Annotated in this window: 13 protein-coding genes; 10 read left to right on the top strand and 3 right to left on the bottom strand. The window is 70.2% G+C overall.

Features of this window, described 5'->3' with window-relative positions; all coding sequences use genetic code 11:
- Positions 1-50 precede the first annotated feature (50 nt).
- Positions 51-914 (bottom strand): spermidine synthase, encoded by an 864-nt coding sequence (locus CBF90_RS12390; protein ID WP_064955480.1) that lies wholly within the window; start codon positions 912-914, stop codon positions 51-53.
- Positions 915-1,087: 173 nt separating this feature from the next.
- Here CBF90_RS12390 and CBF90_RS12385 point away from each other — a divergent pair, with 173 nt between their 5' ends.
- The 3 genes from CBF90_RS12385 (at position 1,088) to CBF90_RS12375 (ending at position 4,798) form a co-directional block, all read left to right on the top strand.
- Complete coding sequence (locus CBF90_RS12385; RefSeq protein ID WP_023953995.1) at positions 1,088-2,761, top strand: ABC transporter substrate-binding protein; 1,674 nt, start codon at positions 1,088-1,090, stop codon at positions 2,759-2,761.
- Positions 2,762-2,843: 82 nt separating this feature from the next.
- The gene (locus CBF90_RS12380) at positions 2,844-3,848 is read left to right on the top strand and encodes an ABC transporter permease (RefSeq protein ID WP_064955479.1); all 1,005 of its coding nucleotides are present in this window, start codon (positions 2,844-2,846) and stop codon (positions 3,846-3,848) included.
- Positions 3,845-4,798, top strand: coding sequence for an ABC transporter permease (locus tag CBF90_RS12375; RefSeq protein WP_023953999.1), 954 nt, complete (start codon positions 3,845-3,847; stop codon positions 4,796-4,798). Before CBF90_RS12380 ends, CBF90_RS12375 begins: the two co-directional genes overlap by 4 nt.
- 156 nt (positions 4,799-4,954) lie before the next feature.
- Here the strand turns inward: CBF90_RS12375 and CBF90_RS12370 are convergent, their stop codons facing one another.
- Positions 4,955-6,652, bottom strand: a complete 1,698-nt coding sequence (locus CBF90_RS12370; protein WP_088380725.1) for an ABC transporter ATP-binding protein — start codon at positions 6,650-6,652, stop codon at positions 4,955-4,957.
- A gap of 210 nt (positions 6,653-6,862) precedes the next feature.
- Here CBF90_RS12370 and pxpA point away from each other — a divergent pair, with 210 nt between their 5' ends.
- The 7 genes from pxpA (at position 6,863) to CBF90_RS12335 (ending at position 19,065) form a co-directional block, all read left to right on the top strand.
- Positions 6,863-7,609 carry a 5-oxoprolinase subunit PxpA gene (pxpA, locus tag CBF90_RS12365; protein WP_088380724.1) on the top strand — a complete coding sequence of 249 codons (747 nt, stop codon included), beginning with the start codon at positions 6,863-6,865 and terminating at the stop codon, positions 7,607-7,609.
- Positions 7,610-7,682: 73 nt separating this feature from the next.
- Positions 7,683-9,314 carry a carboxyltransferase domain-containing protein gene (locus CBF90_RS12360; RefSeq protein ID WP_088380723.1) on the top strand — a complete coding sequence of 544 codons (1,632 nt, stop codon included), beginning with the start codon at positions 7,683-7,685 and terminating at the stop codon, positions 9,312-9,314.
- A gap of 70 nt (positions 9,315-9,384) precedes the next feature.
- Positions 9,385-10,023 (top strand): hypothetical protein, encoded by a 639-nt coding sequence (locus CBF90_RS12355; protein WP_023954007.1) that lies wholly within the window; start codon positions 9,385-9,387, stop codon positions 10,021-10,023.
- A 98-nt stretch (positions 10,024-10,121) separates the two neighbouring features.
- Positions 10,122-10,730, top strand: a complete 609-nt coding sequence (locus tag CBF90_RS12350; RefSeq protein ID WP_023954009.1) for a hypothetical protein — start codon at positions 10,122-10,124, stop codon at positions 10,728-10,730.
- A gap of 249 nt (positions 10,731-10,979) precedes the next feature.
- A complete protein-coding gene (locus tag CBF90_RS12345) occupies positions 10,980-14,474 on the top strand; it encodes a DNA-directed RNA polymerase subunit beta (protein WP_023954011.1) in 3,495 nt (1,164 codons plus the stop codon).
- A gap of 41 nt (positions 14,475-14,515) precedes the next feature.
- Positions 14,516-18,388 (top strand): DNA-directed RNA polymerase subunit beta', encoded by a 3,873-nt coding sequence (gene rpoC, locus CBF90_RS12340; protein ID WP_023954013.1) that lies wholly within the window; start codon positions 14,516-14,518, stop codon positions 18,386-18,388.
- 95 nt (positions 18,389-18,483) lie between these two features.
- Entirely contained in the window at positions 18,484-19,065 is a 582-nt protein-coding gene (locus CBF90_RS12335; protein ID WP_023954015.1) for a hypothetical protein, read from the top strand.
- A 31-nt stretch (positions 19,066-19,096) separates the two neighbouring features.
- On the opposite strand, the gene CBF90_RS12330 is transcribed toward CBF90_RS12335, so the two are convergent.
- Positions 19,097-19,744, bottom strand: a complete 648-nt coding sequence (locus CBF90_RS12330; RefSeq protein WP_088380722.1) for a hypothetical protein — start codon at positions 19,742-19,744, stop codon at positions 19,097-19,099.
- Between the last annotated feature and the right edge of the window lie 38 nt (positions 19,745-19,782).

Here is a 19,782-nt window from a genome sequence, read left to right as displayed (position 1 = left end):
TGGATCCCAGTCTCCTCGAAAGCGCCGGATGCAGCCGCCCGCCGCGCCGATCACCGTTCGAACACGGATGCCGACGGCTTCGGCGACGGGGTCGCGTCGGCGTCGGTCGAGACCCGGGCTCCCCGGGCGAACTCGTCGATCTCCGCACCCTGCGCGACCTTCGCGGGGAACGGCCCGGCGGCCATCAGACGCGGGAGCCACTCCGACGGCAGGGGCGAGGCCGACGCGGCGATGACGATGTTGCCGAAGCGCCGGCCCTTCAGCAGCTGCACCTCGGCGAGCAGCAGCACCTCGGGAAGCACCTCGCGGACGGTGGCGACCTGGCGCCGGGCGAAGGCCAGCCCCGCGCCGTCGGCGACGTTGACCAGGAGCACGCCGCTGGGGTCGAGCAGCCGCGCGAGGGAGCGGTAGTACTCCACCGTCGTCAGGTGGGCGGGGGTCTGCGCCCCCGCGAACACGTCGGAGACGACGAGGTCGGCCGCGCCGGTCAGGCCCGCGGGAAGCTTCTCGGCGACGGCGCGGGCATCGCCGATGCGCACGCGCACCTGCGCGCCTCGGGGGAGCGGCAGCGCCTCGCGCACGAGGTCGACGAGGGGCTGCTCGAGCTCGATCACCTGCTGACGTGAACCCGGCCGGGTGTGCGCGATGTAGCGCGGGAGGGTGAGCGCGCCGGCGCCCAGGTGGACCGCGGTGAGCGGCTGTCCCGGCATCCGCAGGCGGTCGATGACGGCTGCCATCCGGGCGATGTACTCGAAGTGCAGGTGCGTCGGATCGTCGAGGTCGACGTGCGACTGGGGCGTGCCGTCGACGTCGAGCTCGAAGCCCGACGTGAACGAGGACGCCAGGATGCGCGCGATCGTGCCATCGGACAGGCGGGTCTGCGGACCGGACTCCTCGACGCGCGCTCGTGCCATCCTTCAACGCTATCGGCCCGTGTCGGCACGTGGGCGAGCCGGTCTGCGCAGTCGAAACACGATCGAGACATCGATGTAATGACTTCGACCCTCCGGCCCGTATAGGTTCGGACCCAATTACCTCGGAGCGCGCCGCGGTGGGCCCGCTCCGGACCTCAGAAAGGGACACCCCCATGCTCTCCACTCCTCGCAAGCGCGCGCTCGCGGGACTGGCGGCGGTCGCCATCGGCGCCCTCGCCCTCTCGGCGTGCACCAGCCAGCGCGGAGGTGGCGGCGAGACGGATGCCGCGACCGACGTCGACGGCACCTTCGTCTTCGCCGCCTCCGCCGACCCGGCCAGCCTCGATCCCGCCTTCGCGCAGGACGGCGAGACCTTCCGCGTCTCCCGCCAGATCTTCGAAGGCCTCGTCGGCACCGAGCCCGGCACGGCCGACCCCGCGCCCCTGCTCGCCGAGAGCTGGGAGTCGTCCGAGGACGGGCTGACCCACACTTTCCAGCTGAAGGAGGGCGTGACCTTCCACGACGGCACCCCGTTCAACGCCGAAGCGGTGTGCGCCAACTTCGACCGCTGGTACAACTGGACCGGCCTGGCGGCCAGCGAAGCCCTGTCGTATTACTACGGCAAGCTCTTCCGCGGCTACGTCGAGACCCCCGACACCGCCGTGTTCGACTCGTGCACCGCCGACGGCGACCTCGAGGCCACGGTGACGCTGAAGCAGCCCTTCGCCGGCTTCATCCCCGCCCTCTCGCTCCCCGCCTTCGCCATGCAGAGCCCGACCGCGCTCGAGGAGTACGGCGCCGACGAGATCGGCGGCACCGAAGAGGCCCCCTCGCTCTCGGAGTACGGCGCCGGGCACCCGACGGGCACCGGCCCGTACAAGTTCGACGAGTGGTCGCCGGGCGAGGAGCTCACGCTCTCGGCCTACGACGACTACTGGGGCGAGTCGGGCCAGGTGAACAAGATCATCTTCCGCGTCATCGACGACCCCACCGCGCGCCGTCAGGCCCTCGAGGCCGGATCGATCGACGGCTACGACCTCGTCGGCCCCGCCGACACCGCCGCCCTCGAAGAGGCCGGTTTCACGATGGTCTCGCGCCCGCCGTTCACGATCCTCTACCTCGCCTTCAACCAGGCGCAGCCCGAGCTGCAGGACGTGCGCGTCCGTGAGGCCCTGTCGCACGCGATCGACAAGGAGGCCCTCATCTCGCAGGTGCTCCCCGAGGGCACCGAGGTCGCGACGCAGTTCATGCCCGACACCGTCAACGGCTACAACCCCGACGTCACCACCTACGACTACGACCCCGAGAAGGCCAAGGCGCTCCTGGCCGAGGCCGGCTACACCGAGGCCAACCCGCTGACGCTGACCTTCAACTACCCGGTCAACGTCTCGCGCCCCTACATGCCCGACCCCGAGCAGATCGCGACGGTCATCTCGACGCAGCTGACCGACGTGGGCGTGCAGCTGACGCCGCAGACGGATGCCTGGAGCCCCGACTACCTCGACAAGATCACGGGCACCGCCGACCACGGCATCCACCTGCTGGGCTGGACGGGCGACTACAACGACACCGACAACTTCGTCGGCGTGTTCTTCGGTGCGCCCTCGGCCGAGTGGGGCTTCGACAACCCCGAGCTGTTCGCGGCGCTCAACTCCGCGCGCGGCGTGCCGAACCTCGAGGAGCAGACCGCGCTCTACGAGCAGATCAACGAGCAGGTCGCCCAGTTCATCCCGGGCGTCCCGCTGGCCCACCCGGCCCCGACGCTCGCGTTCGACCCGCGCGTCGAGAGCTACCCGGCCAGCCCGGTCAACGACGAGGTGTTCACGGACATCGTCCTGACCGAGTGACGACGACCCGCTGATCCCCGCGGGGCGGGCCACCGCCTCGGGCGCGAGCCCGCCCCGCACTCCTCGACCGAAAGATTCCGCGTTGCTGCGAACCATCGGCCAACGGCTGCTTCTGCTGATCCCGACGCTCCTCGGGCTCAGCATCCTCCTCTTCCTCTGGGTCCGCGCCCTGCCCGGCGGTCCCGCCGTCGCCCTCCTCGGCGAGAAGGCGACCCCCGAGGCGATCGCCCGGATCAACGAGCTGTACGGCTTCAACCGGCCGATCCTCGAGCAGTACGCCACCTATATGGGGCGGCTGCTCACCGGCGACTTCGGGTCGTCGATCGAGACCGGTCGCCCCGTCGTCGAGGAGTTCCTCCGGCGCTTCCCGGCGACCGTGGAGCTCTCGATCGCCGCCCTCATCTTCGCCGTCGGCATCGGCATCCCGCTCGGGTACCTCGCCGCGCGTCACCACGGCAAGATCAGCGATCACGTCGCGGTCGTGCTGAGCCTCGTGGGCGTCACGATCCCGGTGTTCTTCCTGGCGTTCATCCTCAAGTACGTCTTCGCCGTCCAGCTCGGCTGGCTGCCCTCCGACGGCCGCCAGGACCCGCGCATCGACGCGACCCACTACACGAACTTCTACGTGCTCGACGGCCTGCTCACGGGGGAGTTCGACGCCGCGTGGGATGCCGCCCTGCACCTCATCCTGCCGGCGCTCGCCCTCGGCACCATTCCGCTCGCGATCATCGTGCGCATCACCCGCGCCTCGGTGCTCGAGGTGCAGAACTCCGACTACGTCCGCACCGGCCGGGCCAAGGGCATCGCCCGGCGGACGCTCCGCGGTCGCTTCATCCTGCGAAACGCCATGCTGCCGGTCGCCACGACCGTCGGCCTCCAGGTCGGGCTGCTGCTGGCGGGGGCGATCCTCACCGAGACCGTGTTCGCGTTCCCCGGGATCGGCTCGTTCCTGGCCCGGGCCATCAGTGCCCGCGACTTCCCGGTGCTGCAGGGGTTCATCCTCTTCATCGCCGTCATCTACGCGCTCATCAACCTCATCGTCGATGTCTCGTACAGCCTGATCGATCCGAGAGTGAGGGTCTCATGAGCACCAATGCGCTCCCGCCCGCCCCCGGCGACGGACCCGCCACCGCCGTCGCCGAGCACGAGGTGCTCGAGGCCCGCACCGGCGGCGGGTTCTGGCACGACGTCTTCGCGCGCCTGCGCCGCAACCCGGTGGCCTGGATCGGCGCCGCCATCGTGCTGGTGTTCCTGCTCGTGGCGATCCTCGCGCCCTGGCTCGCGCCCTACCCCGAGACCGCCCTTCCCGGCGCACGGGAGGTCACCCCGACCCACATCCCCGGTCCCGGCGAGATCGCCGGCTTCCCGCTCGGCCTCGACCGCTTCGGCGGCGACGTGCTGTCGAAGCTCATCTGGGGTGCGCGGGCCTCGCTGCTCATCGGAGTCATCTCGACCGCGTTCGGTCTCGCCGGCGGCATGCTCCTGGGCCTGATCGCCGGCATGTTCGGGGGCTGGGTCGACACGGTCGTCATGCGATTCGTCGACATCCTCCTGTCGGTCCCCAACCTGCTGCTCGCGGTCTCGATCGCGGCGATCCTCGGTCAGTCGCAGCTCGCGATCATGATCGCGATCGGAGCCTCGCAGGTGCCGATCTTCGCGCGCCTCCTGCGGGCGTCGATGCTGCAGCAGCGCAGCGCCGACTACATCCTCTCCGCGCAGACCCTCGGACTCGGCCGCGGCAAGATCACGATGAGCCACGTGCTGCCCAACAGCCTCGGGCCCGTCATCGTCCAGGGGACGCTCACCCTCGCGACCGCCGTCATCGACGCCGCGGCGCTGTCGTTCCTCGGTCTCGGCGGCGGGGGAGCGGCAACCGCCGAGTGGGGCCGCATGCTCACCTACGCGCAGAACGAGCTCGCGATCGCTCCGTGGCTCGCCTTCCTCCCGGGCCTGTGCATCATGATCACCGCCCTCGGCTTCACGCTGCTCGGCGAGTCGCTGCGCGAGGCCATGGACCCCCGCACCCGCGCCCGCTGACCCGGCCCGGGGTCGCCGCTCGGCGATACACCTGCAGGACCGGTGGGGCTGGTGTCGCCGCACCGGTCTTCGCGGGTCGCGCCAGCCACACGGGTCCGACGGCTGTATCGCCGCCGGGCGCGACGGGGAGCCGGCGGCGTGGCAGGAGGCGCCGGCTCAGGAGGCGATGTCGAGCTCGTTGCCCGGGATCGACGACAGCAGTCGCCGCGTGTACGGGTCGCGCGGGTTGGTGAAGATCTCCTCGCTCGACGCCGCCTCGACGAGGGCACCGTCCTTCATGACGCAGACGTAGTCCGAGATGAGGCGCACCACGGCGAGGTCGTGCGAGATGAAGAGGTAGCTCAGCCCGTACTCGCCCTGCAGGTCGCGCAGCAGCGTGAGGATCTGGTCCTGCACGAGCACGTCGAGCGCCGACACCGGCTCGTCGCAGACGATGAGCTCGGGGTTCAGCGCGAGGGCCCGCGCGATCGCGACGCGCTGACGCTGACCGCCCGAGAGCTCGGAGGGGTACCGGCGCAGCATCGTCTGCGGCAGGGCGACGTCGTCGAGCAGCTTCCGGACGCGGACGGCGCGGTCCTTCGCGGTGCCGCGCTTGTAGAACTCCAGCGGCTCGGCGATGATCCGCTCGATCGTGAACATGGGGTTCAGCGACGAGTACGGGTCCTGGAAGATCGGCTGCACTCTCTGCCGGAACTCGCGCAGCTGCGCCCCCTTCAGCCCCGCGACGTCCTGCCCCTCGAACCGGATCGTGCCCGACGTCGGCTCGATCACCTTCAGCAGCATCCGGGCCGTCGTCGTCTTGCCCGACCCGGACTCGCCGACGATCGCGACCGTCTCACCCCGCGGGATGGACAGCGAGACGTCGCTGACGGCGGCGAAGTCGTCCTTGCGCCCGCGGATCTTGTAGAGCTTCGTGAGGTTCTCGATCTCGACGATGTTGTCGCGCCGCGCCGGCTCAGCCGGTGCCTGCGCTGCGGGGGAGACGGATGCCGCGGGGCCGGCGATCGCAACGGGCGGCGGTGTCGCGCGGTAGGCCTCGGGCCGCAGGCGCACCGCCGCGACCGACGGGGCCGCCTTGACGAGAGCCTGCGTGTAGGGCTGCTGCGGATCCTCCAGGATCTGGCGGGCCGGGCCCTGCTCGACGATCCGGCCGCGGTGCATGACGACGACGCGGGCGGCCCGCTCGGCGGCGAGGCCGAGGTCGTGGGTGATCAGCAGCACCGAGGTGCCCAGCTCGCCCGTCATCCGGCCGAGCTGGTCGAGGATCGTCTTCTGCACCGTCACATCGAGCGCGCTCGTCGGCTCGTCGGCGATGAGCAGCCGAGGGTTGCATGCCAGCCCGATCGCGATGAGCGCGCGCTGCCGCATCCCGCCCGAGAACTCGTGGGGGTACTGCTTCGCGCGCTCGGCGGCATCCGGGAGGCCCGCGGCGGCGAGGGTCTCGATGACCTTGGCGTCGACGTCCTTCGAGGTGGCGAGTCCGTGCGCGAGCAGGGTCTCGGCGACCTGCGTGCCGATCTTCGAGACCGGGTTCAGGTTGGACATCGGATCCTGCGGCACGAGTCCGATCGATCCCCCTCGGATGCGGCGCAGCGTGCTCTCGGGCGCGCCGACGAGCTCTTCGCCGTCGAGGCGGATGCTGCCGCGCGCGACGCGTCCGTTGCCGGGGAGCAGTCCGATCACGGCCATCGCCGTCGTCGACTTGCCCGAGCCGGATTCGCCGACGATCGCGACGGTCTCGCCCGCCGAGATCTCGAGGTCGACGCCCTCGACCGCGTGCACCGGGCCTTCGAGCGTGCGGAAGTCGACGGCCATGTCGCTCACCCGCAGCAGGGGAGTGGAGGAGTCTGCCATTGGCCCATCCTGCCCGCCCGCGGCGTCGAGCGCACCGTGTCGGGCCCACCCGTTACATCGACGTAACGCCGGCCCGTCGTGTCGCGGACCGGGCGTGCTCGTGCCGTGGACAGGCTGAGCCGCGCCGGAGTGGCGTTCGCGGGGGCTGGCGGAGCCGTTCAACCTGTCGACGGCACAGCCGGGTACGGCGGCGCGGGCTAGCGTTGGTCCATGGACCTCAACGCAGATCTGGGCGAGACGGTCGGCGGTGTCGCGACGGCGGACGACGCCGCGATGTTCGCCCTCGTGTCGAGCGCGTCGATCGCCTGCGGCGGCCACGCCGGCGACGCGGCGTCGATGCGGGCAGCGGTGGCCGGAGCGGCAGCCGCCCGCGTCGCGGTCGGGGCTCACCCCTCCTATCTCGATCGGGCCGGCTTCGGGCGGGTGCGGGTCGCCGTCGAGCCTGACGTGCTGCGGCCGCAGGTCGTCGCGCAGCTGCGTGCGCTCGTCGCGGCGGGCGGCGACATCCGCTACGTCAAACCGCACGGGGCGCTGTATCACGCCGCGACCGAGGACGCCGCGACTGCGCGAGCCGTCGCCGCCGCGGTCGCGGACCTCTCGGCCGAGCTCGGCCGGGCGGTCCCGGTGCTGGGTCTGGGCGGTGCGATCGCGTCGGCGGCTTCGGACGCCGGCCTGCCGTTCCATCTCGAGGCCTTCCTCGACCGCGGCTATCGTGCCGACGGCTCGCTCGTCCCGCGCGGGGATCCCGGCGCCCTGCTCGACGACCCGAGCCTGGTCGCCGAGCGCGCGCTGCGCCTCGCGTCCGAGGGGGTCGTGGTCGCCGTCTCGGGCGAGACGGTGCACAGCGAGGCGGCGTCGCTCTGCGTGCACGGCGATTCCCCCGGTGCCGTCGCGATGGCTCGCACGGTGCGGTCGGCGCTCGATGCCGCCGGGATCGAGGTGCGCTCGCCGTGGTGACCGTCGGGCCCGCTTCGCCGGCAGGATCGCCGAGACGGGGTCGTTGTCGGCGCGCCGAGCCCGGGACGCCGGCATGAGGATGCTGCCCATCGGACCCGACGCGGTGCTCGTCGAGGTCTCGGACCTGGCGGAGGTGATGGCGCTGCACGCGCGGCTGACCGCCGCGCCGCCGGCGGGCGTCGTCGACGTCGTGCCCGCGGCGGCGACGGTGCTCGTCCGCGTCGATCCCGCCGTGCTGTCCCTCGCCGCGACCCGCACCTGGGTCTCGACCGCTGCGACGTCAGCAGCGCCGCCGGCATCCGCCCCCGCGCCCGTGACGCTGCCGATCCGCTACGACGGCGACGACCTCGACGACCTCGCCGCCGCGCTCGGCTTCAGCCCCGAGGCGCTCGCCGCTCGCCATGTCGCCACGGACTGGACGGTCGCCTTCACGGGCTTCGCCCCCGGGTTCGGTTATCTCGTCGGTGCGGGCTGGGATCTCGACATCCCGCGCCGGCCCTCGCCGCGGACGAGGGTGCCGGCGGGATCGGTCGGTCTGGCCGGGGTCTTCTCGGGCGCGTACCCCCGCGAGACCCCCGGAGGGTGGCAGCTCATCGGCACGACGGACGCGCCGCTGTTCGACCCCGATGCCGCCCAGCCCGCGCTCCTCGTTCCCGGTGGCGCGGTGCGATTCGATGCCGTCCGCGCCCGCGCCCGCGCCCGCGCCCGCGCCCGCGCCATCGGGTCGGATGCCGCCCTGCCCGGTGGCACCGCGTCGCCGACTGCGGGGGAGCCGCGCGCCCGCTCGGAGTCCGCCACCGCTCCCGGCGGCATCCGCGTCATCGCGCCGGGGCCGCAGGCGACGGTTCAGGATGCCGGCCGCTCGGGTCGTGCCGCCGAGGGCGTCGGCGCTGCGGGCGCGGCCGACCCCGCCGCCTGGGCGCTCGCCAACCGTCTCGTCGGCAATCGGGACGGAGCGGCCGCGATCGAGATCGCCGTCGGCGGTTTCCGGGCCGTGGCGGAACGCGATCTGACGGTGGTCGTGACGGGCGCGTGGGCGCCGGTCGCGATCGACGGCCGGACCGGTGACCCGTACGTCGTACATGCGTGGACCGCCGGGACCGAGCTGCGCCTCGACGGATTCCTCGCGGGCACCCGCGCCTACCTCGCGGTGCGCGGCGGCTGGGACATCGCCCCCGTTCTGGGCTCGCGGTCCACCGATACGCTCTCGGGGCTCGGCCCGCCGCCGCTCCGGCGGGGCGACGTCGTCGCCGCCGGATGTGAGACCGCGGGGCCGGTCCCCGCGCTGCCCCTTCATCCGTGGGGTCTGCCGCCGACGGGCACGGATGCCGTTCCCCTCGACATCCCGTTCACGACCGGCCCGCGCGCGGACTGGCTCACCCCTTCGTCCCGTCGCCTGCTCGCCGAGGCAACCTGGATCGTGTCGGCGGCGGCTGACCGGGTCGGCATCCGCCTGGAGGGGCCACGCCTCGAACGCGCGCGCGGCGAGGAGCTGGCGAGCGAGGGGATGGTTCCGGGGGCGATCCAGGTTCCGCCGGCCGGCCACCCCGTCGTGTTCGGAGTCGACGCGCCCGTGACGGGCGGGTACCCCGTCGTGGGTGTCGTGACGTCGACGGGCCGGAACCGGCTCGCGCAGGCCCGGCCCGGCGATCGCGTGCGGTTGCGTCCGACGTTCCGGGGCGCGTCTGACGCTCAGCGAGGCTGATTCGTCAAGGGGGAGAACTCCCCGTGTCAAGACCCCGTGCGGATGCGGCGAGTCCCCTAGCGTCGAAGCCATGACTCGCACCAAGACCACCACGTCCGCCGCGCTGCTCGTCTCCGCGGCTCTTCTCCTCGCCGGATGCGGCGGGCAGTCGGGCGACACGGCGGCGTCGGGGGACGCCGGCGCGTCGTCCGCCCCGTCGTCGTCCGCCTCGTCCGCGCCGGGCGCGAGCGCGCCCGATGTCGCGCCGGCCTCCGGCGAGATGATCACGGGCACCGGCTACAGCTTCTCGGTTCCCGAGGGCTGGGCGATCCCCGAGCAGCAGCTCCCCGGCATGGAGAAGGTCGACGTGTTCGTCGCCGATCTCTCCGACCCCTCGGCGACGTTCGCCGACAACGTCAACGTCGTGCTCTCGCCCGCGCCGCAGGCGATCTCCGCCGACGACGTCGAGAAGTACGGCGTCGAGGAGCTCGAGGGGCAGGCGGGCGCGACCGACGTCACCGTCCAGGAGCGCACCTCGATCGCCGGCGGCGAGTCGGCCCACATCACGGCATCCGTCACGCAGCAGGACGTCACCTACAACGTCGACCAGTTCTACCCGTCGCACGACGACCAGACCTACGTCGTGACCTTCTCGTTCAGCCCCGACGTCTCGGAGGCCGACCGTGCGGCGGTCTACGACGCGGTCCTCGCATCGTGGGCGTGGGCCTGATCCACACGTCCGCAACGCGCCGTCCGCTCTCGCAGCGGGCGGCGCGTTCTCGTGTCAAGGGGAGTTCCGGCGCGGCGGATTCGCCTAGCGTGTGACGCATGACGCGCTCCCGGATCGCTCCGATCGCCGCCGCGCTCATCTCGGCGGCGCTGCTGCTCGCGGCGTGCGACGCGCGGCCGGGCGGGACCGGCGGATCCTCCGAGTCACCCGCACCCGGCTCGGCATCGGGGACTCCGACGCCCACCGCGACCTCGCCGAGCGACGCCGCCCCCGGCGAGACCGTGCGCGGAACCGGATACAGCTTCGCCGTGCCGGCCGGCTGGGCGGTGCCCGCCGAGGACCCGACGGGCGGCCAGGTCGACGTCTTCGTGTCGGAGTCCGCGGATGCGGACAGCCGCTACGTCAGCGTCGTCGTCTCGCCCGGTGTCATCACCGCTGCCGACGTCGAGGCGGACGGGGTGGCGAGCCTCGAAGCGGTCGGGGCCACCGACGTGTCGCTGGAGGATCGTGTCGACATCGCCGGGAGCGAGTCGGCGCACCTCGTGGCATCCCTGGCCCAGGACGGGGTGGAGACGGTGATCGATCAGTACTACGCCACGCGCGACGAGCAGACGTTCGTCATCACCTTCGCTTCGCCGGCCGACACGAGCGACGACGACCGCCGCCGACTCGCCGACACCGTGCTCTCGAGCTGGGCCTGGGAGTGACCGCGATGCCGGGTGGCGCGCATTTATACCGCAGCATCCGGGGGTCGTCAAGGATTGTGCTGGACATGGCGCGTCGCGCCGCCTATAGTTGGTAGTTGCGCTCCCGTCCCCCTTGCCCTCATATGGTGGTCGGCTTGTGCTCTGCGCGATTCCGCCCCGTCCGACGGCGTGAGACGCGCGAGCTCGGACCGGGAGCACTCCACCTGACGACAAGGAACCGGCCCCACCCGGGCCACGGAGGTAATCCCCTTGGCTGCTGCGAGCAACGCATCCACCACCACCCCCAAGAACGGTCGCGGCGCTTCCCGCCTCTCGTTCGCGAAGATCTCCGACAAGCTGACGGTCCCCGACCTGCTGGCGCTGCAGACGGAGTCTTTCGACTGGCTCGTCGGCAACGACGCCTGGAAGGCCCGCCTCGCCGAGGCGCAGGCCGCCGGCCGCACCGACGTCGCCCTCCAGAGCGGCCTCGAGGAGATCTTCGAGGAGATCTCGCCCATCGAGGACCTCGGCGAGACGATGCAGCTGTCGTTCACCAACCCCTACCTCGAGCCCGAGAAGTACTCCATCGAGGAGTGCAAGGAGCGCGGCAAGACCTACGCGGCCCCGCTCTACGTCGAGGCCGAGTTCATGAACCACCTCACCGGTGAGATCAAGACCCAGACGGTCTTCATGGGCGACTTCCCGCTCCAGACCGGCAAGGGCACCTTCATCATCAACGGCACCGAGCGCGTCGTCGTGTCGCAGCTCGTGCGCTCGCCCGGTGTCTACTTCGACAAGACGCCCGACAAGACCTCCGACAAGGACATCGTCTCGGCGCGCGTCATCCCCTCGCGCGGTGCGTGGCTCGAGTTCGAGATCGACAAGCGCGACCAGGTCGGCGTCCGCATCGACCGCAAGCGCAAGCAGTCGGTCACCGTCTTCCTCAAGGCCCTGGGTCTGACCAGCGAAGACATCATGGCCGAGTTCGCCGGGTACGACTCGATCGAGGAGACCCTCGCGAAGGACACGATCCTCACCAAGGAGGACGCGCTCCGCGACATCTACCGCAAGCTCCGTCCGGGCGAGCAGGTCGCCGCCGAGGCAGCCCGCGCGCTCCTCGACAACTTCTACTTCAACGCCAAGCGCTACGACCTCGCCAAGGTCGGCCGCTACAAGATCAACCAGAAGCTGGGTCTCGACACCCCGATCGAGGAGTCGGTGCTCACCGTCGCCGACATCGTCGCGACCATCAAGTACCTGGTTCGCCTGCACCGAGGCGACGCCACCTTCGAGGGCGTCCGCGACGGCAAGCCCGCTGAGATCCGCCTCGACACCGACGACATCGACAACTTCGGCAACCGTCGTATCCGCGCCGTCGGCGAGCTCATCCAGAACCAGGTCCGCACCGGTCTGTCGCGCATGGAGCGCGTCGTCCGCGAGCGCATGACCACGCAGGACATCGAGGCGATCACGCCGCAGACCCTGATCAACGTGCGCCCGGTCGTCGCCGCGATCAAGGAGTTCTTCGGAACCTCGCAGCTGTCGCAGTTCATGGACCAGAACAACCCGCTCGCGGGTCTGACCCACAAGCGCCGCCTGTCGGCGCTCGGCCCCGGCGGTCTGTCGCGTGAGCGCGCCGGCGTCGAGGTCCGCGACGTCCACCCCTCGCACTACGGCCGCATGTGCCCGATCGAGACGCCGGAAGGCCCGAACATCGGTCTGATCGGGTCGCTCGCCTCCTTCGCGCGCATCAACGCGTTCGGCTTCATCGAGACCCCGTACCGTCGTGTCGTCGACGGCAAGGTCACCGACGAGATCGACTACCTCACCGCCAGCGAGGAGAACGACTACGTCGTCGCGCAGGCCGGTGTCGAGCTCAACAAGGACGGCTCGTTCGTGGCCGACCGCGTCCTCGCCCGCCGCGGTAAGGGCGGCGAGGTCGACCTCTTCCCGAACGAGGAGATCGGCTACATGGACGTCTCGCCGCGCCAGATGGTGTCGGTGGCGACCTCGCTCATCCCCTTCCTCGAGCACGACGACGCGAACCGCGCCCTCATGGGTGCGAACATGCAGCGTCAGGCCGTGCCGCTGCTGCGCAGCGACTCGCCCCTGGTCGGAACCGGTATGGAGGGCTACGCTGCGATCGACGCCGGCGACGTCATCACCGCGCAGAAGGCCGGTGTCGTCTCCGAGGTCTCGGCCGACGTCGTCACGGTGCAGCTCGACGAGGGCGGCACGCAGGACTACTTCCTCCGCAAGTTCGACCGTTCGAACCAGGGCACGTCGTACAACCAGCGCGTCGTGGTCTCGGCCGGTGAGCGCGTCGAGGTCGGCGAGGTCATCGCCGACGGTCCCGCCACGGAGAACGGCGAGCTCGCGCTCGGCAAGAACCTCCTCGTCGCATTCATGACGTGGGAGGGTCACAACTTCGAGGACGCGATCATCCTCAGCCAGGAGCTCGTGAAGAACGACACGCTCTCCTCGATCCACATCGAGGAGTACGAGGTCGACGCCCGCGACACCAAGCTCGGCAAGGAGGAGATCACCCGTGACCTCCCCAACGTCGCGCCCGACCTGCTGAAGGACCTCGACGAGCGCGGCATCATCCGCATCGGTGCCGAGGTGCGCCCCGGCGACATCCTCGTCGGCAAGGTCACGCCCAAGGGCGAGACCGAGCTGTCGGCCGAGGAGCGTCTGCTCCGCGCGATCTTCAACGAGAAGAGCCGCGAGGTCCGCGACACGTCGCTGAAGGTGCCTCACGGTGAGCAGGGCACGATCATCGCGGTCAAGGAGTTCAACGCCGAGGACGGCGACGACGAGCTCGGCTCGGGCGTCAACCGCCGCGTCGTGGTCTACATCGCCCAGAAGCGCAAGATCACCGAGGGCGACAAGCTCGCCGGCCGCCACGGCAACAAGGGTGTCATCGCGAAGATCCTCCCCGTCGAGGACATGCCCTTCCTCGCCGACGGCACGCCGGTCGACGTCGTGCTGAACCCGCTCGGCATCCCGGGTCGAATGAACTTCGGCCAGGTCCTCGAGCTGCACCTCGGCTGGATCGCCGCCCAGGGCTGGAAGGTCGAGGGCAACCCCGAGTGGGCCGAGCGCCTGCCCGAGATCGCCCGCGAGGCCGCTCCCGGCACGAAGGTCGCGACGCCCGTGTTCGACGGCGCGTTCGAGTCCGAGATCGCCGGGCTCCTCGACTCGACGAACCTCACCCGCGACGGTGAGCGTCTCATCGACTCCTCGGGCAAGACGAAGCTGTTCGACGGTCGCTCCGGCGAGCCGTTCCCGGCTCCGATCTCGGTCGGCTACATGTACATCCTGAAGCTCCACCACCTCGTCGACGACAAGATCCACGCGCGTTCGACGGGCCCGTACTCGATGATCACCCAGCAGCCGCTCGGTGGTAAGGCGCAGTTCGGTGGCCAGCGCTTCGGTGAGATGGAGGTGTGGGCCCTCGAGGCCTACGGCGCCGCGTACGCCCTCCAGGAGCTCCTGACGATCAAGTCCGACGACATCGTCGGCCGCGTGAAGGTCTACGAGGCCATCGTCAAGGGCGAGAACATCCAGGAGCCCGGCATCCCCGAGTCGTTCAAGGTGCTCATGAAGGAGATGCAGTCGCTCTGCCTGAACGTCGAGGTCCTCTCGGCCGACGGCACCGAGGTCAACCTCCGCGACACCGATGACGAGGCCTTCCGCGCAGCGGAGGAGCTCGGCATCAACATCTCCAGCCGCTTCGAGTCCTCGTCGATCGACGAGATCTGATCCGGCCAGGCAACGAACAGAATTCCGACACAGGAGAATCAGTGCTCGAGTCACACACCTTCGATCAGCTTCGCATCGGCCTGGCCACTGCTGACGACATCCGTCGTTGGTCCTTCGGCGAGGTCAAGAAGCCCGAAACCATCAACTACCGCACGCTCAAGCCCGAGAAGGACGGCCTCTTCGGCGAGCAGATCTTCGGCCCCTCCCGCGACTGGGAGTGCGCCTGCGGAAAGTACAAGCGCGTCCGCTTCAAGGGCATCGTCTGCGAGCGCTGCGGCGTCGAGGTCACCAAGTCCTCGGTCCGTCGTGAGCGCATGGGCCACATCGAGCTCGCCGCTCCCGTGACCCACATCTGGTACTTCAAGGGCGTGCCTTCGCGCCTCGGGTACCTGCTCGACATGGCGCCGAAGGACCTCGAGAAGGTCATCTACTTCGCCGCGTACATGGTCATCTCGGTCGATGAGGATGCGCGTCACCGCGACCTCCCCACCCACGAGAACAACCTCCGCCTCGAGATCAAGAACCTCGGCGACCGCCGTGACGCCCGCGTGGCGTCGCGTCTGGCCAAGCTGGAGGAGGAGCTCGCGACCCTCGAGGCCGACGGCGCCAAGGCCGACCAGAAGAAGAAGGCCAAGGACTCCGCCGAGAAGGACATGGCGACGGTCCGCAAGAACTTCGACGAGCAGATCTCGCGCCTCGAGCGGGTGTGGGAGGAGTTCCGCTCCCTCGAGGTCGGCCAGCTCAAGCAGGAGGACGACGTCTTCCACGAGCTGCAGGACCGCTTCGGTCAGTACTTCGAGGCCTACATGGGCGCCGAGGGCATCCAGCGCCGCCTCGCGTCGTTCGACCTGGCCGCCGAGGCCGACTCGCTGCACCTGCAGATCTCCGAGGGCAAGGGCCAGCGCAAGATCCGTGCGATCAAGCGCCTGAAGGTCGTCAACTCGTTCCTGCAGACCGGCATGTCGCCGGCCTCGATGGTGCTCGACGTCGTCCCGGTGATCCCGCCGGAGCTGCGTCCGATGGTCCAGCTCGACGGTGGCCGCTTCGCGACCTCCGACCTCAACGACCTGTACCGCCGCGTGATCAACCGCAACAACCGTCTGCGTCGTCTGATCGACCTCGGGGCTCCCGAGATCATCGTCAACAACGAGAAGCGGATGCTGCAGGAGGCCGTCGACGCGCTCTTCGACAACGGCCGTCGCGGTCGCCCGGTCACCGGCACCGGCAACCGTGCGCTGAAGTCGCTGTCGGACATGCTCAAGGGAAAGCAGGGACGTTTCCGTCAGAACCTGCTCGGAAAGCGCGTCGACTACTCGGGTCGTTCGGTCATCATCGTCGGACCCCAGCTGAAGCTGCACCAGTGCGGTCTGCCCAAGCAGATGGCTCTCGAGCTCTTCAAGCCGTTCGTCATCAAGCGCCTGATCGACCTCGGTCACTCGCAGAACATCAAGGCGGCCAAGCGGGCCGTCGAGCGCACGCGTCCCGAGGTCTGGGACGTGCTCGAGGAGATCATCCGCGAGCGCCCCGTGCTGCTCAACCGTGCACCCACCCTGCACCGCCTGGGCATCCAGGCCTTCGAGCCCCAGCTCGTCGAGGGCAAGGCGATCCAGCTGCACCCGCTCGTGTGCGCCGCGTTCAACGCGGACTTCGACGGTGACCAGATGGCCGTCCACCTGCCGCTCTCGGTCGAGGCTCAGGCCGAGGCCCGCATCCTGATGCTCGCGTCGAACAACATCCTCAAGCCCTCCGACGGCCGTCCGGTCACCCTGCCCTCGCAGGACATGATCATCGGCCTGCACCACCTGACCACGGTCATCGAGGGTGCCAAGGGCGAGGGTCGCGTGTTCGGCTCCGTCGGCGAGGCGATCCTGGCGAAGGACGAGGGCACCCTCGACCTGCAGGCCAAGGTCCGCATCCGCATCCCCGGTCTCGCGTTCCTCGAGGGCGACGCCCCCGAGGGCTACGAGCGCCACGGTCTGGTCGACGCGTCGCTCGGACAGGCGATCTTCAACGACACCCTGCCCAAGGGCTACCCGTTCGTCCGCGAGCAGGCCGACAAGGGCAAGCTGTCGCAGATCGTCAACAAGCTGGCCGAGGAGTACCCCAAGACCGAGGTCGCGGCATCCCTCGACCGGATCAAGGACGCCGGCTTCCACTGGGCGACCCGTTCGGGCGTCACCGTGGCGCTCAGCGACGTCCTGACGCCGCCGAACAAGGCCGAGATCATCTCGAAGTACGAGAAGCTCGCGTCGAAGGTCCAGGGCCAGTTCGAGAAGGGTCTCGTGACCGACGCCGAGCGTCGCCAGGAGCAGATCAAGATCTGGACCGAGGCGACCGACGAGGTCCAGGCCGCCATGAAGGCGAACTTCCCGGCCGAGAACACCATCAACCGCATGGTCTCGTCGGGCGCCCGTGGTAACTGGCTGCAGATCCGTAACATCGCCGGTATCCGAGGCCTGGTCAACAACACCAAGGGTGAGATCATGCCGCGTCCGATCATCTCCTCGTACCGCGAGGGGCTGTCGGTGGCGGAGTACTTCACCGCGACGCACGGTGCCCGTAAGGGTCTGGCCGACACCGCTCTGCGTACCGCCGACTCGGGTTACCTGACCCGTCGTCTGGTGGACGTCTCGCAGGACGTCATCATCCGCGAGGACGACTGCGGCACCTCGAAGGGCCTCGAGCTCCCGATCGCCGCAGCCGGCGCCGACGGCGCCCTCATCAAGGACGCCAACGTCGAGAACTCGGTGTTCGCCCGTACGCTGGCGGCCGACGCCGTCTCGCCCTCGGGCGAGGTGCTGGCCGCGGCCGGCGACGACGTGGGCGACGTGCTGATCAACAAGCTCGTCGAGGGCGGGGTGACCTCCATCAAGGTCCGCTCGGTCCTGACCTGCGACTCCGCCGTCGGCGTCTGCGCGAAGTGCTACGGCCGTTCGCTGGCCACCGGCAAGATCGTCGACATCGGCGAGGCGGTCGGCATCATCGCCGCCCAGTCGATCGGTGAGCCCGGTACCCAGCTGACGATGCGTACCTTCCACACCGGTGGTTCGGCTTCGGCCGATGACATCACGCAGGGTCTGCCCCGCGTGCAGGAGCTCTTCGAGGCCCGTACCCCCAAGGGTGCGTCCCCGATCTCCGAGGTCACCGGCCGCGTGACGATCGACGAGACCGAGAAGTCGAAGAAGATCATCATCACGCCCGACAACGGCGACGAGCCCGTGGTCTACCCGGTCCTCAAGCGTGCGACCCTCCTCGTCGAGGACGGCCAGCACGTCGAGGTCGGCGACCCGCTTCAGGTCGGCACGCTCGACCCGAAGGACATCATGCGCGTGCAGGGTGCCCGTGAGGTGCAGAAGTACCTCGTCGGCGGCGTGCAGGGCGTGTACCGCTCGCAGGGTGTGCCGATCCACGACAAGCACATCGAGGTCATCGTCCGTCAGATGCTGCGGAAGGTCACCGTGGTCGACCACGGCGACACGACGCTGCTGCCGGGTGAGCTGGTCGACTTCAAGCGCTACCAGCAGATCAACCGCGAGGCGGTCGGCGAGGGCAAGCGTCCCGCGTCGGGTCGTCCCGAGCTGATGGGTATCACCAAGGCGTCGCTCGCGACGGAGTCGTGGCTGTCGGCCGCGTCGTTCCAGGAGACCACCCGCGTCCTCACGCAGGCGGCCATGGAGGGCAAGAGCGACCCGCTCGTCGGCCTCAAGGAGAACGTCATCATCGGAAAGCTCATCCCCGCCGGAACGGGCCTTGCGAAGTACCGCAACGTGGCCGTCGAGGCGACGGAGGAGGCGAAGAGCGAGCGGTACCCCAACCGCATCTTCGCTTCGGACGGCGCGTACAGCGACGCCGACCTGAGCTACGTCGACTTCGACAGCTTCTCCACCGACGGCGACTTCACCAGCTACAACTGATCGATCGCTGATCTCGCGAAGGGCCCCGGGCATGTCCCGGGGCCCTTCGTCGTGTCGGTCGGTCCGAGTCGGCGCCGCCGGATTAGCGTGGAGAGGTGGCACGCATCGGGGGTCGGAACGTCGTCTTCGCCTGGATCGTCGGCGTCATCTGCGCCGGAGTGATCGGCGCGCTCGCGATCTTGACGGTCCCGCTGGTCACGACGGGGATGGGACTCCTCGGTGAGAGCGGCGGTGCCGGAGGTGCTGCCGCGGCCGACGGGCCGCAGGAGTGCCGCGACCTGTACCCCGAGGCGCTGTGGGTGACGTTGCAGTACTCGGCCGGCGCGCAGCTCGAGCAGACCTCGGACGCCCCCGTCTCGACGGCCGTCGCCCTCGTGGAGGCTCTCGCCCCCGAGGTGCGTTTCACGTGCACCTGGACCTCGGATGCCGGCTCGATCTCGACCACCGTCGGGTCGGTGGGAACGGATGCCGGCTCGATCGCGGCATCCGCTCTGCCCGCTCAGGGATTCGCCTGCGACGAACGCGGCGTGCGCACGCTCTGCTCGCGCACCGACGGCGACCTCGTCGAGACGATCGAGGCGGGGGAGGGGCATTGGGTCTCGACGTCGCAGTCCGCCTGGCATCCCGAGCAGTACGCGAGCCGGGTGGGCAACGCGGTCTTCGCCGCGGACGACTGATCCGGCGCGACCACCACGGCCGCGCGAAGCCTCAGGGGGCGGGGGTGGCGGCCCCCGCGGGCCACAGCGACGCGATGATCCCGGAGGTGTAGCCCTCGGGCGCGAGGTGCGAGAACTGCGTGTCGATCAGCACGCCGTCGCGGAAGAACAGCGTCCGCCCGTCGGTGACGGGATAGCGCGCGTTCTGCCAGGTCTTCTCGCAGCGCACGCCGCCGGCCGGCTCGTAGCAGGTGAACCCGATGCCGGTGAGCTCGTTGAAGAAGTCGATCACGGGGTTGCGCTCGGCGTAGGCGATAGTGGTCTCGATCTTCGCGGTGTCGGCGGCGGGGTCGGCCCAGACGCAGCGCAGTGATCCGTCGGGCCGGGTGCCGCTCTCGCCGAAGCCCGGGTCGTTCAGGGGCACGGCGGCGAGCGCCGCCCGGGCGGGGGCGCCGAGGATGCCGGCGCAGTCGCGCGGCAGCACGGTGGTCGACACGACCGAGCCGGATGCCGCGGGCGGCGGTCCGCCCGCTTCGGCGGAAACGGTCATCGCGGGGGTCGGGGTCGGCGCATCGCTCGCCGCCGTACTGTCCGGCGTCGCCGCTGCGCCGGTGCCGGGCTCGGGGGCGCACCCCGCGAGCAGCGCGACCGCGACGAGCAGCGCTGCGGGCGCGAGGCGGGGGAGGGCGCGCGAGATCATGGGACGACGATACGTCCGGCCGCCCGGACGGGTGCGCA

This window comes from Microbacterium sp. AISO3 (genome assembly GCF_002204305.1).
In the GTDB taxonomy this organism is placed as follows: Bacteria; Actinomycetota; Actinomycetes; order Actinomycetales; family Microbacteriaceae; genus Microbacterium; species Microbacterium arborescens.
This window is presented reverse-complemented; position numbering and strand designations above follow the sequence as displayed.